Source organism: Saccharopolyspora taberi (assembly GCF_039534165.1).
GTDB lineage: Bacteria > Actinomycetota > Actinomycetes > Mycobacteriales > Pseudonocardiaceae > Saccharopolyspora_D > Saccharopolyspora_D taberi.
Genome location: NZ_BAAAUX010000006.1, coordinates 140,884 through 161,205 on the forward strand (window position 1 = coordinate 140,884; position 20,322 = coordinate 161,205).

Below are 20,322 nucleotides of genomic sequence, written 5' to 3' on the forward strand. Positions count from 1 at the left end.
GGTGAGGTTCGTGGAGCGGCTTCCGGTGCTGGTCTACGACGGTGACTGCGGTTTCTGCACGCGCAGCGCCCGGCTCGCCGAGCGGCTGCCCGGCCGGTTCCGGCTGACCGCCTGGCAGGAGGCGGACCTCGCCGCGCTGCGGATCACCGAGGACCGGGCCCGCCACGAAGTGGTCTGGGTGGACGTGGACGGACGCCGGTCCGGCGGCGCCGCCGCGGTGGCCGACCTGCTCAAGACGTGCCGATCGCCCTGGTCGCTGCTGGGGCACGCGCTGTCCGCGCCGGTCGTGCGGCTGATCGCCGAGCTGGTGTACCGGTGGGTCGCGGCCAACCGCTATCGTCTGCCCGGCTCCACTCCGGCCTGCCGGCTCCCGCGCCAGGAACGCCCGGGTTTCGGCCGCTGACCCTCGGCCGAAAGTACGAGCCGCGTTCGTTTTCCTGACCGATCGATCGACCCCGGGCTGCCATTTCGGCCGATCCGGAACCCCCTCCCGCCGCCATAGCTTGGAGCCATCGGGGGTTCGGAAAACACCGCCGGTCGCTCCGGGTCAGGGGATCGCCCGGGGCGCCGGTGGTTCGGCAACAGACCGGTGCGGGGACGCCGGTCTCGGCGGTGAAGGCGGCTCGGATGTACGGCAAGGCGTTCGCACCCGAATACCAGGGTGCGCTCCAGGAACTCTCGGTGAACACGGCCTACGAGGACGTGCTCAGCGCTGCGCGGGAGCGGGAGCACCGGGCCGAGGCGGAGGGGACACCGCTGGAGCTGGCGCAGGCGCGGCTCGCGGTCGCGGAGGCGTGCCGCAGGCTCGGCAGGCTGCAGGAGGCCGATGCCGCGTGGCGGAGCAGCTACCGCGCGGCGAAGAGCGTGTCGGCGCAGGGGGCGATGGCCTGGGCGCTGTGGAGCGGCGGCACCCTGGCCAGGCAGCGCGGCAAGCTCAACGTCGCGGTGCGCTGGCTGACCGCGGGCCGAGATCTCGCCGAGCAGGCGGGCGACATGCTCGCCTACGGCTACACCTTCGCCGGGATCGCCGAAACGCTGCGGATCCGGGGAGATCACGAGGAAGCCCGCGTGCTGCACGAACACGTGCTCGCGGAAGCGCGCAAGCGCGGCGAGTCCCGGCACATCGTGTGGGCGCTGGAAGGTCTCGCGCAGATCGACCGGTTCGCCGGGGACCTCGACTCGGCGTGGAGCCGGTTCGAGGAGGCGGCTCGCACCGCCGAGGAGTCGGGGGACGAGCGCGGCCACGCCTGGGCGCTGCGCGGGCTGGCCGACGTCTCGTCGCTCCGCGGCGATCACGACGAGGCGTTGCTGCTGCTGTCGCGGGCGGAGCAGACCTGCCGGCAGATGGACCTGTCCAGCGCGCTGGCCTACAACCGCAAGATGCGCGGCAACGTCCTGTTCCGGGCCAGCTGGTACGGCGAAGCCGCCCGCACCTACCGCGACGCGCGGGAGAAGTTCCGCGTCATCAAGGAGCCGCGCGGCGAAGCCCTCGCGCAGCTCGGATTGCTCAAGAGCCTGCACCGGCTCGGCCGCCCACGCCCGGAAACCGAGCGCGAGCTGATCGCACTCCGGGACTCGCTGGAGAGCCGGGAACTCCGCCACACCAGGCAGATGGTCGAGAACACCATCGCCGAGCTGTAGGCGGGCCAGCGTTGTGGCGGTGCGGACCAGCCGAGCTGTAGTGGCGTCGGCGAGCGGAGCTGTAGCGAGCTGGCCAGCCGGGGTGCAGTGGCGAGGCTTGGCTGAGCTGTTGTGGCGCGGCTTGGCCGAGCTGCGGCGGGGCGGCTTGGCCGAGCTGCGGCGACGCCGGTCAGCCGAGCTGTAGTGGGTCAGCCGAGCTGTGGCGTGAGCCCAGCCGAACTACGGCGGCGAGGTCAGCCGGGCTTCAGACGCATCGGCCAGCCGAAGCTGTAGCGGGCTGGCCCGCTGAAGCTGTAACGGGCCGGCCAGGCGAGCTGTAGCGGCCCGGCCAGGCGAAGTTGTAGCGGACCGGTCAGCTGAAGTTGTAGCGGCCCGGCCAGGCGAGGTGCAGCAGACCGGTCAGGAGAGGTGCAGGGGCGCGGCCAGGCGGAGTTGTGGCGGTGCCCGCCAGCCGAACTGCGGCGGCGGGGTCAGCCAGCTTCAGCGCGCCGTTCAGGCGAGCCGTGTCGCTGCCCGGTCAAGCCGTGGCGGCACCGTTCAGCCGAGCCGCGCGCCGTCCGGCCAAGCCGTAGCGGCACCCGTCAGTCCATCGCCGCGACAGCGGCGCGGAGTGCCGCGCCGGCGCCGCCGATGATCGGGTCGCCGTGGCCGAAGCAGGCGATCTCGGTGTCCAATTCGGACAGATCGCGGAACGACTCCACCGTCCGCGCGGTGTCCAGGTTGAACACTCCGACTCCCAGGTGCTGCACGTTGGCGATGGTGTCGCCGGTGAACAGGACCTGGTGCGCCGGAAGGTGAATCGCGATGCTGCCGTCGGTGTGGCCGGGGCGCAGCAGCACCCGCGCGCCGCCGCCGAAGTCGAGCACCTCGCTGTCGGCGAGTTCCCGGTCGACGGGGGTGGGCGGGGCCTCGGGGAGACCGGAAGCGACGCTCTCGAACAGGGGTTTCTCCCAGTCGGCGAGCACCGGCGGCGGGCCGGGCCGCTCCCCGCGGATGATCGGGGCGTCGGCCTCGTGGGCCAGAACCGGCGCGCCGTGCCATGAGCGCACTTCCGCTGCCGAGCCGACGTGGTCCTGGTGGAAGTGCGTGAGAACGATCCGGGCGATGTCGCCGGTGTCGTGGCCGAGTCCGCGCACCGCCTCGGCGATCTCCGGGCCCGAACCCGGGAGACCGGTGTCGATGAGCGTCAGGGAAGTTCCGTCGCGCCAGAGATACGCCTGGCCGACCGCGAACCGAAACATGTGCAGGTGCGGCAACACCTCGACGACGTCCATGCGACAGACGTTAGTCCGGCGATCGCACCGGAGGCGGATGCTTTCATCCCAAGCGAACGCGTGGAAAACCAGGCGACACCGGGTCGGGTGCACCGTTATGGTGCCGACATGGCATTCGGTCAGTACTACCTCTGAGTCGCGCTCACCAGCGCACGCGTCACGTTCACCGACGCGTGCGCGGTTTCGAGCACCCTTCATCCGCACTCAGCACGGAAGTAGTTTCCGCATGTCTCAGAACGCTTATCGCACCAGGCACATCGCCATTCACACCATCCCCGCGCACGGGCACGTCAATCCCTGGCTCGGCCTGATCTCCGAGCTGGTGCGCCGCGGCCACCGCGTCACCTACGCGGTCACCGGGGACTTCGTCGCGCAGGTGGAGGAGGCGGGCGCCGTTCCGGTGCTCTACGACTCGATCCTGCCTTCCTCTGACAAGGGCGAGGCGTGGCCGGAGGACCTGCCCACCGCGATGGACCTGTTCCTCGCGGAGGCCATCGAGGTGGTCCCGCAGATCGAGGCCGCTTACGCCGACGACCGGCCGGACCTGCTCCTCTACGACATCCCCACCATCGCACCGGCTCTCGGTGAGAAGTGGGGCGTGCCCTACATCCACCTCGCGCCGACGCACGTGCCCTTCGAGGGCGTCGAGGAAACCATGGGCATTTCCTTGGAAATGGGCGAGTTCGAAGCCAGGTTCGAGAATTTCACGGCCGGGCTGGGAGTTGCCATGACCTACAAGCAGGCCATGGCACCCAAGCGCGCGATCGTCACGCTCCCGCGTTCCTTCCAGTACGCGGCCGACACCGTGTCGGACGCTTACACGTTCGTCGGCCCGATGCTGACCGACCGGGCGTTCCTCGGCGACTGGACCGCTCCGGACGACCGCCCGGTGCTGGTGATCTCGATGGGCTCGGCCTACACCGACGCGCTCCACGTCTACCGCGCCTGCATCGAGGCGTTCGCGGACCTCGACTGGCACGTGGTGATGTCGATCGGCCGGTTCGTGGACCAGGCCGAACTCGGCGAGATCCCGCCGAACTTCGAGGTGCACCGGTGGATTCCGCAGCTGCGGGTCCTCTCGCAGGCCGACGCGTTCATCACGCACGCCGGGATGGGCGGCACGATGGAGGGCCTCTACCACGGGCTCCCGATGATCGGGATCGGGCGGATGGGCGAGCAGCAGGCCAACGCCGCCCGGCTGGAGGAACTGGGGCTCGGCAGGCAGATCCTCTGGGAGGACGTCACCGCGGACTCGCTGCGCGCGGCGTTCGACTTCGTCACCACCGACGCGGACACGCGCGCCCGGCTCGACCGGATGCGGGACGAGGTCCGGCGCTCCGGCGGCCTGGCGAAAGCCGTCGAGATCGTCGAACAGCACCTCTGACCCGCTGTTCCCCGCCGGGCCGGACCCCCGGACCGGCGGGGACAATGCTCGGCGAGCCGAGATGTCACAGCGAAAGGGGCTCATGCCATGACCAAGCCGGAGATCGAGTTCCAGGAAGGGCCTGCGCCCGAGGAGCTCGTGGTGGTGGACCTGGTGGAAGGCGACGGTCCGGAAGCCGTCGCGGGCGGCGAGGTCGAGGTGCACTACGTCGGCGTCGAGTACGACACCGGCGAGGAGTTCGACGCGTCCTGGAACCGCGGCGAGACCATCCGGTTCCCGCTGGGCCGGCTGATCGAGGGGTGGCAGAAGGGCATCCCCGGCATGAAGGTCGGCGGGCGCCGCCGGCTCACCGTTCCGCCGCACCTCGCCTACGGCTCGGCCGGTGGCGGTCACCGCCTGTCCGGCAAGACGCTGGTCTTCGTCATCGACCTGATCGGCGTGGGCTGAGCCGCTCCGCCGGTGCCCCAAGCGGGCACCGGCGGAGTCCGCGGAATCAGCCGTTGCGGCGCTGGCAGGCTTCCAAAGCCCACTGCTGTGGGCCGTAGTTGTCGCGGAAGATGCGGTAGCACCCGGTGAGGGTTTCCTCGTGGCAGGCGTATGCGGCGAGGTGCTCGTTCCCGCCGTTGACGACCGCGTGCGCGACGCAGTCATCGACGTCGGCCTGCGCGGTCGGCGCGACCGCGAGCGGGGCGAGCAGAACCGCGGCCGACACCAGCACCCGGGATACTGACTTGATCACGTTAGTTCTCCTTCCGGCAGGCCACTCGCCTGCACGGGCACCAGCGAATCGGCGGTCCGCGGTGCGGGCGAGCCGAGCGCCCGAACATCCACCTGCCGGGGAGAACTGATCACCGGAGCGGTCGTCGCCCGGCCAACCGCCCAGAACGCGCAGTGCGTATGAAGGAACGGCTTCGGTATCGCCGCGCTTGTGCTCGCGCGAATCCATGAAGCGCTACACGGAGGTGTGGCTGACGATCAGTGGTGTTGCTGGGCCAGACGAACGGGTAACGGTCCTGACCGTCGTACTTCCCGCCGACGCAGAACTCGAACGCGACGGTGCCTCCACCTTCAATGCACTGTTGATGTGTGACCGTGACGGCACGGGGCTTGCTCGACGAGTGCGGCACATTGCCCGCGACGCGGCGGCGTGACCTGCTCTCGCGGTTGATTCGCAGAGTGCGGGTCACGCCGCCGGAACGGCGCTACGGGCCGGCCGGGATCATCCCGGTGTGGGAGCCCGAGACGCCTACCGCAGGATCACCAACGGCAGTAGGTCTTTATGAGACCCAGTCGAAGGTCTTGGTGACGGCCTTCTCCCACTGGCGGTACTCCTGCTCGCGCTTCTCCGCGGGCATCACCGGGTCCCACTGCTTGTCCTTGGCCCAGTTGGACCGGATGTCCTGCTCGCTGCCCCAGAACCCGACCGCGAGGCCCGCCGCGTAGGCCGCGCCCAGCGCCGTGGTCTCGCTGACCACCGGGCGGATCACCGGCACGCCGAGGATGTCGGCCTGGAACTGCATGAGCAGTTCGTTGCTCACCATTCCGCCGTCGACCTTCAGCGACTTGAGCGGAACGCCGGAGTCGGCGTTCATCGCCTCGATCACCTCGCGGGTCTGGAACGCCGTGGCCTCCAGCACCGCGCGGGCGAGGTGGCCGCGGTTGACGAACCGGGTCAGGCCGACGATCGCGCCGCGGGCGTCCGAGCGCCAGTGCGGCGCGAACAGACCGGAGAACGCGGGGACGAAGTAGGCGCCGCCGTTGTCGTCGACGGACCGGGCGACCTCCTCGATCTCCGGCGCGGTGCCGATCATCCCGAGGTTGTCGCGCAGCCACTGCACCAGCGAACCGGTGACCGCGATCGAGCCTTCCAGGCAGTAGACCGTGTCGTCGCCGCCGATCTTGTAGCCGACCGTGGTGAGCAGGCCGTTCTCGCTGATCACCCGCTCGGTTCCGGTGTTGAGCAGCAGGAAGTTGCCGGTGCCGTAGGTGTTCTTGGCCTCGCCCGGCGACAGGCACGCCTGCCCGAACGTCGCCGCCTGCTGGTCGCCGAGGATGCCCGCGATCGGCACCCCGCCGAACACCCCGCGCTCCCGGAAGTGCCCGTAGACCTCCGACGACGAGCGGATCTCCGGCAGCAGCGCCAGCGGGATGCCGATCTCGGCGCAGATGTCGGGATCCCACGACAGCGTCTCGAGGTCCATCAGCAGCGTGCGGGAGGCGTTGGTCGGGTCGGTGACGTGCAGACCGCCGTCCGGGCCGCCGGTGGAGTTCCACAGCACCCAGGTGTCCATGTTGCCGAACAGCAGCTCACCGCGTTCGGCGCGCTCGCGGACGCCCTCCACGTTGTCCAGGATCCAGCGGATCTTGGTACCCGAGAAGTACGTCGCCAGCGGCAGGCCGGTCTTGGCCTGGTAGCGGTTCTGCCCGCCGTTGGCGGAGAGCTCGTTGACGATGGTGTCGGTGCGGGTGTCCTGCCAGACGATCGCGTTGTAGACCGGCTTGCCGGTGGCCTTCTCCCAGATGACGGTGGTCTCGCGCTGGTTGGTGATGCCGACCGCGGCGACCTCCGAGGACACCAGGTCCGCCTTGGCCAGCGCGCCCGCGCAGACCTGGCGGGTGTTGCTCCAGATCTCCTCCGGGTCGTGCTCGACCCAGCCCGCGCGCGGGAAGATCTGCCGGTGCTCGACCTGGTCCACGGACACGACCTGGCCGGAGTGGTCGAAGATCATGCAGCGGGTCGACGTGGTGCCCTGGTCGATGGCTGCGACGTAGGAAGCCATTGCTGTTCTACCTTCCTGGAACGGGCGTCAGTGGACGGGCAGGGCGAGGGCGAGCAGGCCGGCGAGCACGCCGCCGACGATCGGGCCCACGACCGGAACCCAGGAGTACCCCCAGTTCGCCGAACCCTTTCCTCGGATCGGCAGCAGCGCGTAGGCGATGCGGGGCCCCAGGTCGCGGGCCGGGTTGATGGCGTAGCCGGTCGGCCCGCCGAGGGACGCGCCGATGCCGATGACGATGAACGTTACCGCCGCGTAGCCCAACGCCGCGTTGCCGAACTCCGGAACACCGTCGGGGCCGCCGGTCGCTCCGGGGCTCAGGATGATCCAGAAGACGAGCACGAAGGTCCCGATGATCTCGGTGACCAGGTTCCACGGTGCGCTGGAGACCGTGGGTCCGGTGCTGAAGATCCCAAGCGTCCCCGCGGGGTCGTCGTGGGTGTCGAACTGCATCTTGTACGCGGCCCAGCACAGTCCGGCACCGATCGCGGCACCGATCAGCTGGGCGGCGAGGTAGACGGGGACCTGCGACCAGGAAACCTGCCCGTTGACCGCGAGTCCCAGCGTGACGGCGGGGTTCAGGTGTGCGCCGCTCGGTGCCGCGATGCTCGCACCGGCGAACACCGCGAAGCCCCAGCCGAAGTTCACCAGCAGCCAGCCCCCGTTGTGACCGAGGGATTTGCGCAGCGTCACGTTCGCGACGACACCGCAGCCCAGCAGCGTGAGCATCGCGGTGCCCATTAACTCCCAGACGAAGATTTCACCAGGACTCATCTGTCGTTCCCCTCATCGTGCCGCCGTTGGCGCGGGCGGGTTCAGGTGGTTGTCCGACGTGGAATGAGTCGGGACGGTACTGCCGCATGTGAACACGTGTCCACGAGTGATGCCAGTTGTGACACCTGGTGGGGCTGTCCCGGTCGATTCCGCTGCCGGCTCGGTGGCGCGGCCGGTCCGGAGGGGGCGCGCGGAGGCGGTCGCGGGCTGCCGCGGACGTGCGGACACAGGCGACCTCCTCCGTTGGAGCGCTTTTTCCCCGACGACCTGCCGAAGAGTGAGGTCACACTAGACATGGGAAAACAAACATTGCAATAGCCGTCTGATGGTGTTTTTATCGTGTTACACGATGACGACGTGGTGAGACCGGGCCAGCCCCGCGCACCGAACCTGGCCAAGGAGGATGGACCTGCCAGTGGACGACCCCGTGGTGGGATGTGCGGTGAGGGGAACGACGATGTCCGGGACCTCCGGTCGACGCCCGTCGAGCAAGCAGCAGGACCGGCGTCGCAAGATCACCGAGCTGGTCATGGCGGAGGGCACGCTGCGGATCGACGACCTCGTCGGGACCGTGGGCGCCAGCGCCATGACCGTGTACCGGGACCTCGCCGACCTCGAGTCGCAGGGCCTGGTGCACCGCAACCGCGGGTACGTCTCAGCTGCTTCCTCCCTGCTGTACGAGGCGGCTTCCGAGTACCGGATGCAGCAGAACCAGGCGGAGAAGGAGGAACTCGCCCGCGCCGCGGTCGAACTCGTCGAACCCGGCCAGGCGCTGGTCCTCGACGACTCGACGACGGGCGTGTTCCTGGCCCGGCTGCTGCCCGAACGGGCGCCGCTGACGGTGGTCACCAACCACCGCGGCGTCTTCGGCGAGCTGGCCACCGCGCAGGGCATCCACCTCATCGGCGTCGGCGGGGACTACCTGCCGTGGGCGGACGCCTTCGTCGGCGGCATGGCGCTGGACGCCATCCGCAACATGCGGGTGGACCTGGCGATCATGTCGGTCTCGGCGGTGACCGACGGGATCGGCTGCTACCCGCAGCAGGAGATGGTGCAGCTCAAGAAGGCCATGCTGGCCTCGGCGAGCAGGCGGGTGCTCTACGTCGACCACACGAAGTTCCGCCGCCGGGCGCTGCACGCGGTCGCGCCCGCGGAGGACTTCGACATCGTGATCGTGGATTCCAGGACCGAGCGCGCCGACATCGAGGTGCTGCGGGAGCGGGGCGCGAAGGTCGAGCAGGCAGGCGGCGCGCACGGCGCGGGACCTGCCGGTCGGGCATGATGACCACCGAAGACGTACCGGCGCCAGGTTCGTGCCCGCGTCATCGGTGGGACGCGATTTCGAGCAAGGAGGACGTCTGGTGTCCAACGACAAGAAGGGGACTGCCCCGGCCGAGGTGACCCGCGCGGAGGGCAGGCTCGGACCCGCCGACCGCGCGGAGAACTGGCGCCGGCTGGGGTCCGAGGAGTTCGACGTCGTGGTGATCGGCGGCGGGGTGACCGGCGCGGGTGCCGCGCTCGACGCCGCGACCCGCGGCCTGCGCGTCGCGCTGGTCGAGGCCAGGGACCTGGCCTCGGGGACTTCGAGCCGCTCCAGCAAGTTGTTCCACGGTGGACTGCGGTACCTGGAGCAGCTGGAGTTCAACCTGGTCCGCGAGGCGCTGCGGGAACGCGAGCTGATGCTGACCACGATCGCCCCGCACCTGGTCAAGCCGGTGAGCTTCCTGTACCCGCTGACGCGCCGGGTCTGGGAACGTCCCTACACCGCGGCGGGACTGTTCCTCTACGACACGATGGGCGGCGCCCGTTCCGTGCCGGGGCAGAAGCACCTCACGCGCGCGGGCGCGCTGCGGATGGTCCCGGCGCTCAAGCGCGACGCGCTCGTCGGCGGCATCCGCTACTACGACGCGCAGGCCGACGACGCCCGGCACACCATGACCGTCGCCCGCACCGCCGCCCGCTACGGCGCGGTGGTGTCGACCTCCACCCAGGTCGTCGGTTTCCTGCGGGAGGCCGACCGGGTCGCCGGGGTGCGGCTGCGCGACGTCGAGTCCGGCGCCGAGACCGAGGTCCGCGCCCAGGCGGTGATCAACGCGACCGGTGTGTGGACCGACGAGCTGCAGAAGCTCTCCGGTGGCCGCGGCCGGTTCCGGGTGCGCGCCAGCAAGGGCGTGCACATCGTGGTCCCGCGCGACCGGATCGTCTCCGAGTCCGGGCTGATCCTGCGCACGGAGAAGTCGGTGCTGTTCGTGATCCCGTGGGGCAACCACTGGATCGTCGGCACCACCGACACCGACTGGAACCTCGACCTCGCGCACCCGGCGGCGACGAAGAAGGACATCGACTACATCCTCGAACACGTCAACACGGTCCTCGCGACTCCGTTGACGCACAACGACATCGAGGGCGTCTACGCCGGACTCCGCCCGCTGCTGGCCGGGGAGAGCGAGGAGAGCTCGAAGCTGTCCCGCGAGCACGCGGTCGCGCGGGTCGCACCCGGCCTGGTCGCCATCGCGGGCGGCAAGTACACGACGTACCGCGTGATGGCCGCCGACGCGGTCGACGCGATCAGCAACGACGTGTCCGGCCGCATCGCGGAGTCGATCACCGACAAGGTCCCGCTGCTGGGCGCCGACGGCTACCACGCGCTGGTCAACCAGGCCGACCAGATCGCGGCGAAGCACGGCCTGCACCCGTACCGGATCCGGCACCTGCTGGACCGCTACGGCTCGGAGATCCACGAGGTCCTGGGCACCGCCGAGAACTCGCCGGAGCTGCTCAAGCCGGTTCCCGCGGCGCCGAACTACCTGCAGGCCGAGGTCGTCTACGCGTGCAGCCACGAAGGCGCGCTGCACCTGGAGGACGTGCTGACCCGGCGGACCCGGATCTCCATCGAGTACCCGCACCGCGGGGTCGACTGCGCGGAGCCGGTCGCCCGGCTGATGGCGGGCGTGCTCGGCTGGGACGACGAGCGCATCGCGCGCGAGATCGAGGTCTACACCCGGCGGGTCGAAGCCGAGCGCGACTCGCAGACGCAGCCGGACGACCAGGCCGCTGACGCGAAGCGGTCGGCTGCGCCGGAGGCGCGGGAGAAGCTCGAAGAGCCGCTGGTTTAAGGGGAACGTTCCCAGCGGGAAACAAGGCCCCCACTCCGCGAGGGTGGGGAAGGTTCTCATCCCGTCGGCCCGGCGCCGAAGAGGTCGACGGGATGAGAACCACCGAACCGCCGCTTCAGTCCGAGACGACCTCGGCGAGGAGCTCCTCCAGGTGCCCGGTCATCCGGCGGGAATCGACGGGGGCGATGGTGCTCCACACGTCGCCGGACGGCGACTCCCGCCGGACCTGCACGTACCTGCCGTGCGCGGTGTCGAAGAACCCGACGACGTGACCGGCGCGGGAGCGCCGGCCCAGCCGGTCGCGCGCTGCCGCGCCGAACTGACCGCGCGGTCCGGCTTCGCCGACCATGCTCGTCAGCGTCTCCGCGTCGTCGGCGCGCACGCCTCGGCGGCGCAGCGCCGCCTCCAGCGCCTCGACGTCGGCTCCCGCCTCGTCGGCCGCGGCGTCGAGGTCGCTGCTGCGCACCGACACCGACCGCCCCGGACCGGGGCCCAGCTGCGGCAGCACCGAGGCGGCTTCCCTCGGCAGTCCGGACGCGGCGGCCGGGCGCAGGGTCAGGGTGTCGCCGTCCTTGACCGCCAGCGCCGCTTCCCCGTCGGCCGCGGCGGCCAGCACCCGGACGCTGCGGCCGAGCCACAGCCGGCCGTCGACCTCGCGCAGCGGCCGGGCGAGCAGCCGCAGCGTCCGCTCCAGCCAGGGATCCAGGTCGGCGGGGTCGCCCAGCGCGCGGCCCGACAGCGACCGCCACGCCGACTCCACGAGTTCGGCGCGCTCGGTGTGGGTGCGGCCGGGCGACGGGACCTTGAGCACCAGCGGCATCGACCCCAGTTCGAGGTGCTCGACGAGCACGTCGAACTCCAGGGCCGACAGCCGCACCGCCCGGCCGGTTTCCTCCTCGACCATCATCGGCCCGGTTCGCCGCCGATCACCGGGCGGGACAGGGTCCGCTGCTCGTCGAAGAACCCGCCCGGCCTGCCGAACTCCTCGGTGACCTGGTGGTCCACCTGCTCCGGTTCCCGCCTGCGCCGCCGCAGCCCCGGCGTCGCCGCGCCGCCCCGGCCGGAGGTGGAACCGCCGCCGCTGCCGGAAGGCGCCCGCCCGGCGGGCTGGGCACCGGAACGCGAGGCGAGCCCGGTCGCGCCGCGCGCGGCGGGGATCGCCGGGACGCTCGGACCCCAGCTGATGGTGATCGGCTGCTGCGCGCCACCGCCGGACGCCCCCGCCAGGACCGGGGCGTCGACGACGACCTGCGGCGGCGGGGTGAACGACGCGAGCGAGGTGGTGTTGGCCGTGGTGGAGGACTCGTAGGTGCGCATGACCTCGAACGCGCGCTGCTCGGCGGCGTCGGCCTGCGCCTCCTGGACCTCGTAGTCGGTCTGCCCGCCGAACAGGTGGGTCAGCATCGACTCGGCGGCGCCCGGCTCCTCGGCGGTCACCGGCACCGGCGGCGGCATGTCGGCGCGCGCCTTGCTGATGTACTCGGCCTGCCGCTCGGCGCGGTCGCGCATGTCCTCGGCGGCCTGCTGGGCCTCCACGGCCCAGTTGCCCAGCGGGCGCAGCCCGTCGCGGGCGCTGTCGGCGGCCGAACCCTGCCAGCCGCCCATCGCGGCGGCCAGCGCACCGGCCAGGCCGGTGTCGATCTCGCCGAGCGCGCGGGTGAGCTCGCTCCAGCGGCGGATCGAGTCGCTGGACCCGTCGGCGCCGGGCCCCTGGTGGATCTGGTCGAACAGCTCCTGGTGGCGGTAGCCCTGCCAGCGGTGGTCGCTCATGTGCTCAGCAGCCTCCGCCCATCAGGGCCACGTTGTCGTCCTCGATCCGCTCGTACTGGCTGCGCGCCAGGCGCAGCGACTCGGCGGCGGCCTGCAGCTGGTCGCGGTAGCCGCACAGGGCGGTCAGCGCGTCGTCACCACCGCCGATCGAGCGCTGGTTGAACTCGTCGGCGGCGGTGCTGCTGACCGGATCGCCCGCCCACGGCCGGATCCGCAGTTCGGTGATCGCGTGCTCGATCTGCAGCCCGACGCTGTCCAGCGAGGACTGCAACGCGCTTACGAGGTTCGGTATGGCGGAGGGCTCGACCTGCACGGATTGCCCGGACAGCGCGTGGCCGCCGCTGGGATCCGATGAGCCGTAGCCCGACGGTGAACTGAGCGGCACGGTTTCCCCTCCCACAGGTAAGTCGTCCGCGGATCACTGTAATCACCAAAGGTGACTCTGGGGAGTGCTCCAAACGCGGTGAGTATCACCAACGGGAGGGGGAAGAACCGACCCCGGCTCACGTTGCGGAGAGTCACCCCGTAGGTTCGATGACCGCTTCGGACTCCGTCTCGGGCGTGCTGGACGACGTCTCCGGCTCGGACGTCGGCGGCGACACCAGCGAGGCCACAGTGTCCTCCGCGACCCGCTGCGCGCCGGCGCACAGCGACTCCAGCGGTGGCGCGGGCCGGCCTCCGTCGTCGCGGTAGAGAACGTCGACGTGCTGGCCGTCGGCGACGTCGATCGCGACGTTGCACGACAGTTCCAGGTCCGGGGTCTTGATCACCAGCGCGGGGAAGCCGCCGATCACGACCGGGGTCGCCTCCACCTGCGCGGTGTCGTCGGTCCACACGCCCATGCCCTCGGTGGTGATCAGCGAGAGCCGGGCGCCCACCTTCGCCGTGGTGTTGCGGTAGCTGCAGGTGGCGGCGTCGCCGAAACCGGCCTCGGAGTCCGGCAGCGGTTCGCGGTCGAAGCCCAGCTGCGCGCGCTGGTCCGCGGTCAGCAGCTCGCACGGGTCGAGGCCGTCGAGCGCGATGTCGAACGGTCGTGGCGGCGGCGGAGCGGGAACGCTCGTCGTGGGCGGGGGCGGCGGAGGGGGCGGCGCGGTGTCGGCGGTGTTCTCCGACTGGAAACCGCATCCGGTGAGCAACAGCGCCCCGGCGGCCAGTGTCCCGCTCAGCGGGCGCCGTCCTTCGGTACGCGAGCTGTGCATGCGCTCACCGTAGCGAAACACCTGCTGGGCTCGGCGGGGGACGCGTGACAAGGGCGCTGTCACCGTCGGACGCGGCCGAACAGGACGACCGCTGCCAGCACGAAGAGCAGGACGAACAGCGGTGACCGGGTCACGACGGCCAGGAACACCAGCAGCGAGCTCAGGCAGAGGACGAAGACCACGTTCGCCGCGCGCGGCGAGGGCAGTTTGCGGCCCGGCGCTGGCAGTTCGTCGTGCGGGCGAGGTGCGGGCAGATCGGTGAACAGGGCGTCGAGATCGGACCGGTAGCGCGCGACCGCGGCCTGCTGGCAGCGCTGGTCGTACTCGTCGATCTCCAGCCTGCCCGCGGACATGTGCTCGCCGAGCAGGGCCATCGCCCGTTCCCGCTCCGAGTCGCCGACCCGGACATTCCGTCGCCTGCTCACGTTCTCATCGTATGCCGCGGGGTGAGCGGTGACGCCGGTTCCGCCGGGCATCACCGCTCACACCGGGATCAGGCGGACGCGAGCCGGGTGCTGTTGTTCTCCAGCAGCGGCGGCGCGCTCGGGGCGGCCAGCACCTCGTCGTCGATCAGGTCCTCGGTGCGGGCGACCACGACCGGGACCACGATCTGGCCCGCGACGTTGGTGGCCGTGCGCATCATGTCCAGGATCGGGTCCACCGCGTAGGCGATCGCGATGCCGACCGCGACGACCTCGGGCGGGAAGCCCAGCGCGGCCAGGGTGAGCGTGAGCATGGTGAACCAGCCGGTGACGCCCGCGGTGGCGATCGCGCCGAACACCGCGACCGCGATGATCGTCAGGTACTGGGTGATCCCGAGCTGGATGCCGAACAGGTTCGCGATGAACATCGAGCCGATGGCCGGGTAGATCGCCGCGCAGCCGTCCATCTTGGTGGTGGTGGCCAGCGGGACCGCGAAGTTGGCGTAGGAGCGGTCGACGCCCAGGTTCTCGGCGGCCTGCCTGCTCATCGGCAGCGTCGCGCTGGAGGAGCGGGAGACGAAGGCGAACTGGAGCACCGTCCAGGTCTTGGCGAAGAACGTGGCCGGGCTGACCTTGCCGACGAACCGCAGCAGCACCGGGTAGACCACGAACAGCACCAGCAGGCACGCGACGTAGACGGCGGCGATGAGCTTGAGCAGCGGGGCGAAGAACTCGTTGCCGTAGGTGGCGACCGCGTTGCCGATCAGGCCGAGGGTGCCGATCGGGGCGAGCCGGATGATCCAGCCCAGCACCCGCTGGATGACCTCGAACGCCGAGCGGCTGAAGTCCACGAAGGGCGCGGCCTTGTCGCCGAGGCTGTAGCTGGCGGCGCCGACCAGCAGCGCGACGAACACGACCTGCAGCGTCTCGCCCTCGGCGAACGCCTTGACCAGGTTCTCCGGCACCAGACCCGTGACCAGGTCGAGCCAGGAACCCTGCGTCTTCTGCCCGATCGAAGCCAGCTTCTCCGGGTCGGGCTCGATGACCAGGCCGCGGCCGGGCTGGAACACCGCGCCGAGGCCGAGCCCGATCAGCACCGCGATGAGCGAGGTCAGCGCGAACCACAGCGCGGTCTTGCCGCCCAGCCGCGCCGCGGTCCGGCCGCCGCCGACCGAGCGCAGGCTGTTGATGCCCACCACGATCGCGGTGAAGATCAGCGGCAGCACCGTGAAGGTCAGCAGGCTGGTGAAGATCGATCCGATGGTGTCGAGGGTGGTGACCAGCCACTTCGCGTCGGTGGTCTTGGCGATCCAGCCGAGCAGCGCACCGAGCACGAGGGAGGCGACCACCGCGATGGCGAACACCTTGGGGTTGAACCGCAGGCCGCGGGGTCGGTCGGAGGTTGCGGTTGTGGACACAGGGATCTCCCGAAGTCGCAGAGAAAACGCTGAGGATGTCGGCTGATCGGGCCGGGTGGCAAGAGCACGCCCGGCCGGTCGCGACGGCGACGGCCGGGGGCGGCAGCGGTCCTGTCGGACTACGGACAGATGGAACTGGCCTGCCGCCGGAGGTCGACGTGCAGGCGCTCGGTCAGGTAGAGCCGCCGGTAGGTTTCCATCGCAACAAGTTGTAACCCGAGGTTCGAGGGCGATCTTCCCCCGGTAACCGAATTGTGTTCGTGTTCACTCGGGCTTCGGAGCGGTCCACAGGTCCACCACGCTCACGCCGAGCCCGGCGAGCAGCTTGCGGGTCAGCGGCAGGCTGATGCCGAGCACGCTGGACGGATCGCCGTCGACGCCCTCGACGAACCAGCCGCCGAAGCCCTCCAGCGTGAAGCCGCCCGCGACGTGCAGCGGCTCGCCGGTGGCGATGTAGGCCTCCAGCTCGGCGTCGGTCGGTTCGGAGAAGCGGACCGTGGTGCCGAGGTGCCCGCTGGTGCGGGCGACGGCGGTTCCGCCGCGCAGCAGGACGATCGCGTGCCCGGTGATCAGTTCGCCGGAACGGCCCGCTGCGCGGCGCCACCGCTCGGCGGCGGCCTCGGGAGTGCCCGGCTTGCCGACGACCTCGCCGTCCGGGGAGGACAGCATCGAGTCGCAGCCGACGATCACCGCGTCGGGCACTTCGGCGGCGACTGCCGGGACGACCGCCTCGGCCTTGGCCACCGCCAGCGCGGTGACCAGTTCCGCCGGGGACGGGTCGGTCAGCCCGGCGGCGACGGCGTCCTCGTCCACGCCGGAAACCCGCACCAGCGGGTCGATCCCGGCGGACCGGAGGACGGAGAGGCGGGCAGGAGAAGCAGAAGCCAGCACGAACCGCATGTTGTTGAGAGTAGTGGCGGCTTTGCGCGGCGGTGCGGGTGGCGGAACCTCAGGCGTTCCCTTGCGGGATCAAAGCAGGCTTCGGGCCGGATTTAACGGTTTTCCCAATGCCGCCCGTGGTTGGGGTGATCTGGGTCACCGGAATCGGCTGAATGGCGGTTTCCCCTGCGCACGGCGTTTCTTACCGTCCTACATGTACTCCACGCACGACTGATCGCCCGGTTTGCCGCACCGCTGCGGGGAACCGGGCCTTGCTCGGCGGTGCCGAAGACGCCCGGCTGATCACCGGCAGGCAGAGGCATCCGCAATCGCTTTTCCCTTTGTTTTCCGCTGTTCCCGCGCGCCCTCGTGCCCACGAAGCCGACCGCGCGGGTGGTCCTCATCCACGGATCCAGGGAGACGAAACATGAGAAGAACCGTTCGCCTGGCCGGAGTCGCCGTGCTCGCGGCGGGCGCGCTGGCCGGGGGTGCCGCACCGGCGCTGTCCGCGCCCGTCGCGCCGGAGATCCTGGCCGCGATGCAGCGCGACCTCGGGCTGACCGAGGCCCAGGCCCGCACCCGCCTGGTGCAGGAGGAAGCCGCGATGCGGGCGCACGCCCAGCTCGACCGGACCCTCGGCGAGTCCTTCGGCGGCTCCTACTTCGACGCCGAGCGCGGCAAGCTCGTCGTCGGGGTTACCGACGCGGCGAAGGCCGACACCGTCCGCGCGGCGGGAGCCGAGGCCACCGTCGTGCCGCACAGCCTGCGGGAGCTCGAAGCGGCGAAGGCCGCGCTCGACGCGCGGGAGGCCACCGCTCCGCCGTCGGTCACCGGCTGGCATGTCGACGTCGGCTCCGGCAGCGTCGTCGTCTCGGTGACCACGCGCGACGCCGCGACCGAGGCGTTCCTGGACTCGGCGGGCGACTCCGTGCGCGTCGAGCAGGTCCGCGAAGCGCCCCGGCCGCTCTACGACCTGGTCGGCGGCGACGCGTACTACATGGGCAGCGGCGGCCGGTGCTCGGTCGGCTTCCCGGTCCGCACGTCCGCCGGCGCGGCCGGGATGGTCACCGCCGGGCACTGCGGCACCCGCGGCACCTCGGCCAGCGGCTACAACCGGGTCGCGATGGGCACCTTCCAGGGTTCTTCCTTCCCCGGCAACGACTACGCCTGGGTGTCGGCGAACTCGAACTGGACCCCGCGCGGCGCGGTGAACATGTACAACGGCTCCACCCGCGCGGTCTCGGGGCACTCGATCGCTCCTCCCGGGACCTCGATCTGCCGGTCCGGTTCGACGACCGGCTGGCACTGCGGTTCGGTGCAGGGGCTGAACGAGACCGTCCGCTACGCCGAGGGCGCGGTCTACGGCATGACCCGCACCAACGTCTGCGCCGAGCCGGGTGACTCGGGCGGTTCGTTCATCAGCGGGACCCAGGCCCAGGGCATGACCTCCGGCGGCTCCGGCAACTGCTCCTCGGGCGGGACTACCTACTTCCAGCCCGTCGGCGAGGCGCTGAGCGCCTACGGCCTGCGCCTGGTCACCGGCTGACGGGCGGTCACCCGGGCCGCGGGTGACTCCGGGGCCCGGGTGACTCCGGGCGGTGCGGTCGACCGGGTGGGGCCGGGCGACGCGACGTCGGCACCGCCGGCACGCGGAGGGCGGTTCGGCGGAACCGCCCTCCGCTCGGAGTCAGCGCTCGTCCACGTTGAGCTCGACGTGCGGGCGCGGCGGAACGCGGTCCGGCCGCACCTGCGGGGTTCCCGCGGGTGCGTCGGCCAGCCCGGCGGTACCGCCGACGACGGGCAGCGTCACCGAGGTCTTCGCCAGGTCGAGCCCGATCTCACCGGGCCGGGAGGGCGCGACGATGAACTGGTTGTCGGTCCCGCCGATGATCAGCCCCAGCCGGTGGCCCGCCGGGATCACGTGGTCGGTGGTGGCCAGCCGGAAGGTCATCTCGTACGGAGTTCCCGGCGACAGCGGGGTTTCCCGGGACAGCGACTCGTGGTTGGCCAGATCGGCCCAGCCGCGCGAGATGATCTCGAAGTCCACATCGGACCTGGTGGCCTCGGTGTCGAGGTAGCAGGCGTCGTCACCGGGGCGGTTCTCGCCCCAGCAGGACTCGGTGCCGAGGGTGCGGATCCCCTCGCCCTCGCCGAGGTAGTCCCGGGTGGTGGCCGGGCCGTAGTCGACCAGCATCGCCGACAGGTGCGCGGTGTCGGTGCCGGGGGTGGCGGTCACCGTGATCGAGCCCGTGCCCGCCAGCCGCAGGTCCTGGGCCAGCGGCGCGGTGGTGAACAGCGTCCTCGCCGGGGAGGGCTGGTCGGGGCGCTGGGCCCAGTCGTGCTCGCCGAGGTTCGGGTCGTCGGTGAACGACGCGGTGCCCTCGCCGGGTTCGGGGCGCAGCTCGCCGAGACCCGGCGTGCCGCCCGGAACCGGGTGCAGCGCGGTGGGTTTCGCGGCGTCGCCGCCCCAGGTCGGTTCGTCCACCCACTCGTCGGGTGCGCGCTCGATGCTCGCGGCCGGTTCGCGGTCGATGCCGTTGTCGACGCCGAGCAGCCAGCGGTCGAACCAGCGGTGCAGGGTGTCGATCCAGACCTCGCGGCGGAAGTCGAACGGGTCGACGTGGCCGGTCTGGCTCAGCCACACCTTGCGCGGCACGTCCCGCTCGGCCAGCTCGTCCCACCACTGTCCGAACTGGATGGTCTTGACGTTGAGATCTCCCATGCCGTGCACGGCGAACACGCTCGCCTTGACCTCGCCCGCGTCCGCGACGTGGTCCCGATCTGTCCACAGTGGTGTGACGTCGCCGTCGGCCGGTGCGCCGTCGACGAGTTCCTGCTTGGCGGCACCGCAGTCCGGCCGCCCGCCCTCCTCGACGGTGTTGGCCAGGCCCACCGGGTCGAAGCCGAAGGACACGCCGTCGGAGCGGTAGTAGTCGTACCAGGAGCTGATCGCGCCGATCGGGACGATCGTGCGCAGCCCCTCGACGCCGGTCGCGGCGACGCCGTTGGCGATCGTGCCGTCGTAGGACTTGCCGACCATGCCGACGTCGCCGGTGGTCCACGGCGCCTCGACCGGGCTGCCGCCCGCGGCGCTGTCGAAGCCCTGCGCGCGGCCGTTGAGCCAGTCGATCACGGCCTTCGCGGAGGTCACGTCGGACGGCCCGCCGACGTCGACGCAGCCCTCGGAGCGGTTGGTGCCCGCGAGGTCGACCAGCACGGTCGCGTAGCCGCGCGGGACGAAGTAGTTGTCGTAGAACTGCGGGAAACCGACCGGGCGGCCCTGGTCGTCGTAGGTCTTGAGCTCGGACTCGTTGCCGCGCCCGCAGCACGAGTAGTACGGGCTCGCGTCCATGATCACCGGGACCTTCGCGTCGGTTCCGGCGGGCCGCGCGATGTCGGCGGCGACCCGGTCGACGGCACCGTCGTGGTCGCCGTCCAGACCGGTCTCCACCCACACCGTCTCGCGGACGGGTTCGGCGTCGAAGACGGGCTGGCTCACGCCGTCGCGCAGCACGGGTGGTTGCTGCGGTTGCGCGGTGGCCTGCGGTGTCATGGTGGCCTGCGGAGTCATGGTGGTCAGGGCGAGCAGCGCGCCGCACGGTAGTGCGGACCAGCGAGCTTTCACTTCTTCTGCACCTCCGGTAGATGGCGGTGCGGACGTTAGGACC

21 protein-coding genes are annotated in these 20,322 nt (G+C 70.9%); 8 read left to right on the forward strand and 13 right to left on the reverse strand.

The genetic code is table 11. The annotated features are described in order from the left end of the window. Position 1: 1 nt before the first annotated feature. Both ABD691_RS06965 and ABD691_RS06970 read left to right on the forward strand, forming a co-directional pair. Positions 2-403 carry a thiol-disulfide oxidoreductase DCC family protein gene (locus tag ABD691_RS06965; RefSeq protein WP_344678613.1) on the forward strand — a complete coding sequence of 134 codons (402 nt, stop codon included), beginning with the start codon at positions 2-4 and terminating at the stop codon, positions 401-403. Positions 404-627: 224 nt separating this feature from the next. Then, entirely contained in the window at positions 628-1,641 is a 1,014-nt protein-coding gene (locus tag ABD691_RS06970; protein ID WP_344678614.1) for a tetratricopeptide repeat protein, read from the forward strand. A gap of 581 nt (positions 1,642-2,222) precedes the next feature. Here ABD691_RS06970 and ABD691_RS06975 read toward each other — a convergent pair. After that, entirely contained in the window at positions 2,223-2,915 is a 693-nt protein-coding gene (locus tag ABD691_RS06975) for an MBL fold metallo-hydrolase (protein ID WP_344678615.1), read from the reverse strand. A gap of 226 nt (positions 2,916-3,141) precedes the next feature. Here ABD691_RS06975 and ABD691_RS06980 point away from each other — a divergent pair, with 226 nt between their 5' ends. Next, positions 3,142-4,299, forward strand: coding sequence for a macrolide family glycosyltransferase (locus tag ABD691_RS06980; protein WP_344678616.1), 1,158 nt, complete (start codon positions 3,142-3,144; stop codon positions 4,297-4,299). Between the two features lie 87 nt (positions 4,300-4,386). Beyond that, a complete protein-coding gene (locus ABD691_RS06985; RefSeq protein WP_344678617.1) occupies positions 4,387-4,746 on the forward strand; it encodes an FKBP-type peptidyl-prolyl cis-trans isomerase in 360 nt (119 codons plus the stop codon). A 46-nt stretch (positions 4,747-4,792) separates the two neighbouring features. On the opposite strand, the gene ABD691_RS06990 is transcribed toward ABD691_RS06985, so the two are convergent. After that, positions 4,793-5,038 (reverse strand): hypothetical protein, encoded by a 246-nt coding sequence (locus ABD691_RS06990; protein WP_344678618.1) that lies wholly within the window; start codon positions 5,036-5,038, stop codon positions 4,793-4,795. Positions 5,039-5,243: 205 nt separating this feature from the next. On the opposite strand from ABD691_RS06990, the gene ABD691_RS06995 reads away from it, so the two are divergent. Further along, positions 5,244-5,450 (forward strand): hypothetical protein, encoded by a 207-nt coding sequence (locus ABD691_RS06995; RefSeq protein ID WP_344678620.1) that lies wholly within the window; start codon positions 5,244-5,246, stop codon positions 5,448-5,450. A 126-nt stretch (positions 5,451-5,576) separates the two neighbouring features. On the opposite strand, the gene glpK is transcribed toward ABD691_RS06995, so the two are convergent. Continuing rightward, a complete protein-coding gene (gene glpK / locus ABD691_RS07000) occupies positions 5,577-7,079 on the reverse strand; it encodes a glycerol kinase GlpK (RefSeq protein ID WP_344678621.1) in 1,503 nt (500 codons plus the stop codon). Between the two features lie 27 nt (positions 7,080-7,106). After that, a complete protein-coding gene (locus ABD691_RS07005; protein WP_344678622.1) occupies positions 7,107-7,850 on the reverse strand; it encodes an MIP/aquaporin family protein in 744 nt (247 codons plus the stop codon). 457 nt (positions 7,851-8,307) lie between these two features. On the opposite strand from ABD691_RS07005, the gene ABD691_RS07010 reads away from it, so the two are divergent. Both ABD691_RS07010 and glpD read left to right on the forward strand, forming a co-directional pair. Further along, complete coding sequence (locus ABD691_RS07010; RefSeq protein WP_344678623.1) at positions 8,308-9,132, forward strand: DeoR/GlpR family DNA-binding transcription regulator; 825 nt, start codon at positions 8,308-8,310, stop codon at positions 9,130-9,132. Between the two features lie 79 nt (positions 9,133-9,211). Next, positions 9,212-10,966 carry a glycerol-3-phosphate dehydrogenase gene (glpD, locus tag ABD691_RS07015; RefSeq protein ID WP_344678624.1) on the forward strand — a complete coding sequence of 585 codons (1,755 nt, stop codon included), beginning with the start codon at positions 9,212-9,214 and terminating at the stop codon, positions 10,964-10,966. A gap of 115 nt (positions 10,967-11,081) precedes the next feature. Here the strand turns inward: glpD and ABD691_RS07020 are convergent, their stop codons facing one another. The 8 genes from ABD691_RS07020 to ABD691_RS07050 all read right to left on the reverse strand — a co-directional run bounded on the left by ABD691_RS07020 (position 11,082) and on the right by ABD691_RS07050 (position 16,675). After that, positions 11,082-11,870, reverse strand: coding sequence for an ESX secretion-associated protein EspG (locus tag ABD691_RS07020; protein WP_344678625.1), 789 nt, complete (start codon positions 11,868-11,870; stop codon positions 11,082-11,084). Further along, positions 11,870-12,736 carry a PPE domain-containing protein gene (locus ABD691_RS07025; protein ID WP_344678626.1) on the reverse strand — a complete coding sequence of 289 codons (867 nt, stop codon included), beginning with the start codon at positions 12,734-12,736 and terminating at the stop codon, positions 11,870-11,872. Before ABD691_RS07025 ends, ABD691_RS07020 begins: the two co-directional genes overlap by 1 nt. 4 nt (positions 12,737-12,740) lie before the next feature. After that, entirely contained in the window at positions 12,741-13,121 is a 381-nt protein-coding gene (locus ABD691_RS07030) for a hypothetical protein (protein ID WP_344678627.1), read from the reverse strand. 133 nt (positions 13,122-13,254) lie between these two features. After that, a complete protein-coding gene (locus tag ABD691_RS07035; RefSeq protein ID WP_344678628.1) occupies positions 13,255-13,935 on the reverse strand; it encodes a DUF3558 domain-containing protein in 681 nt (226 codons plus the stop codon). Between the two features lie 59 nt (positions 13,936-13,994). Beyond that, on the reverse strand, positions 13,995-14,360 hold the full coding sequence (locus ABD691_RS07040) for a DUF1707 SHOCT-like domain-containing protein (RefSeq protein WP_344678629.1): 366 nt from the start codon (positions 14,358-14,360) through the stop codon (positions 13,995-13,997). Positions 14,361-14,428: 68 nt separating this feature from the next. Next, the gene (locus tag ABD691_RS07045; RefSeq protein ID WP_344678631.1) at positions 14,429-15,775 is read right to left on the reverse strand and encodes a dicarboxylate/amino acid:cation symporter; all 1,347 of its coding nucleotides are present in this window, start codon (positions 15,773-15,775) and stop codon (positions 14,429-14,431) included. Positions 15,776-15,894: 119 nt separating this feature from the next. Continuing rightward, positions 15,895-15,975: a putative leader peptide gene (locus ABD691_RS33685; protein ID WP_425565003.1), complete on the reverse strand. Its 81-nt coding sequence runs from the start codon at positions 15,973-15,975 to the stop codon at positions 15,895-15,897. Between the two features lie 64 nt (positions 15,976-16,039). Next, positions 16,040-16,675: a Maf family nucleotide pyrophosphatase gene (locus ABD691_RS07050; protein ID WP_344678632.1), complete on the reverse strand. Its 636-nt coding sequence runs from the start codon at positions 16,673-16,675 to the stop codon at positions 16,040-16,042. Between the two features lie 406 nt (positions 16,676-17,081). Between ABD691_RS07050 and ABD691_RS07055 the strand changes: the two genes are divergently transcribed. Then, complete coding sequence (locus ABD691_RS07055) at positions 17,082-18,200, forward strand: S1 family peptidase (protein ID WP_344678633.1); 1,119 nt, start codon at positions 17,082-17,084, stop codon at positions 18,198-18,200. Positions 18,201-18,341: 141 nt separating this feature from the next. Here ABD691_RS07055 and ABD691_RS07060 read toward each other — a convergent pair whose 3' ends face one another. Then, positions 18,342-20,225 carry a Xaa-Pro dipeptidyl-peptidase gene (locus ABD691_RS07060; protein WP_425565004.1) on the reverse strand — a complete coding sequence of 628 codons (1,884 nt, stop codon included), beginning with the start codon at positions 20,223-20,225 and terminating at the stop codon, positions 18,342-18,344. Between the last annotated feature and the right edge of the window lie 97 nt (positions 20,226-20,322).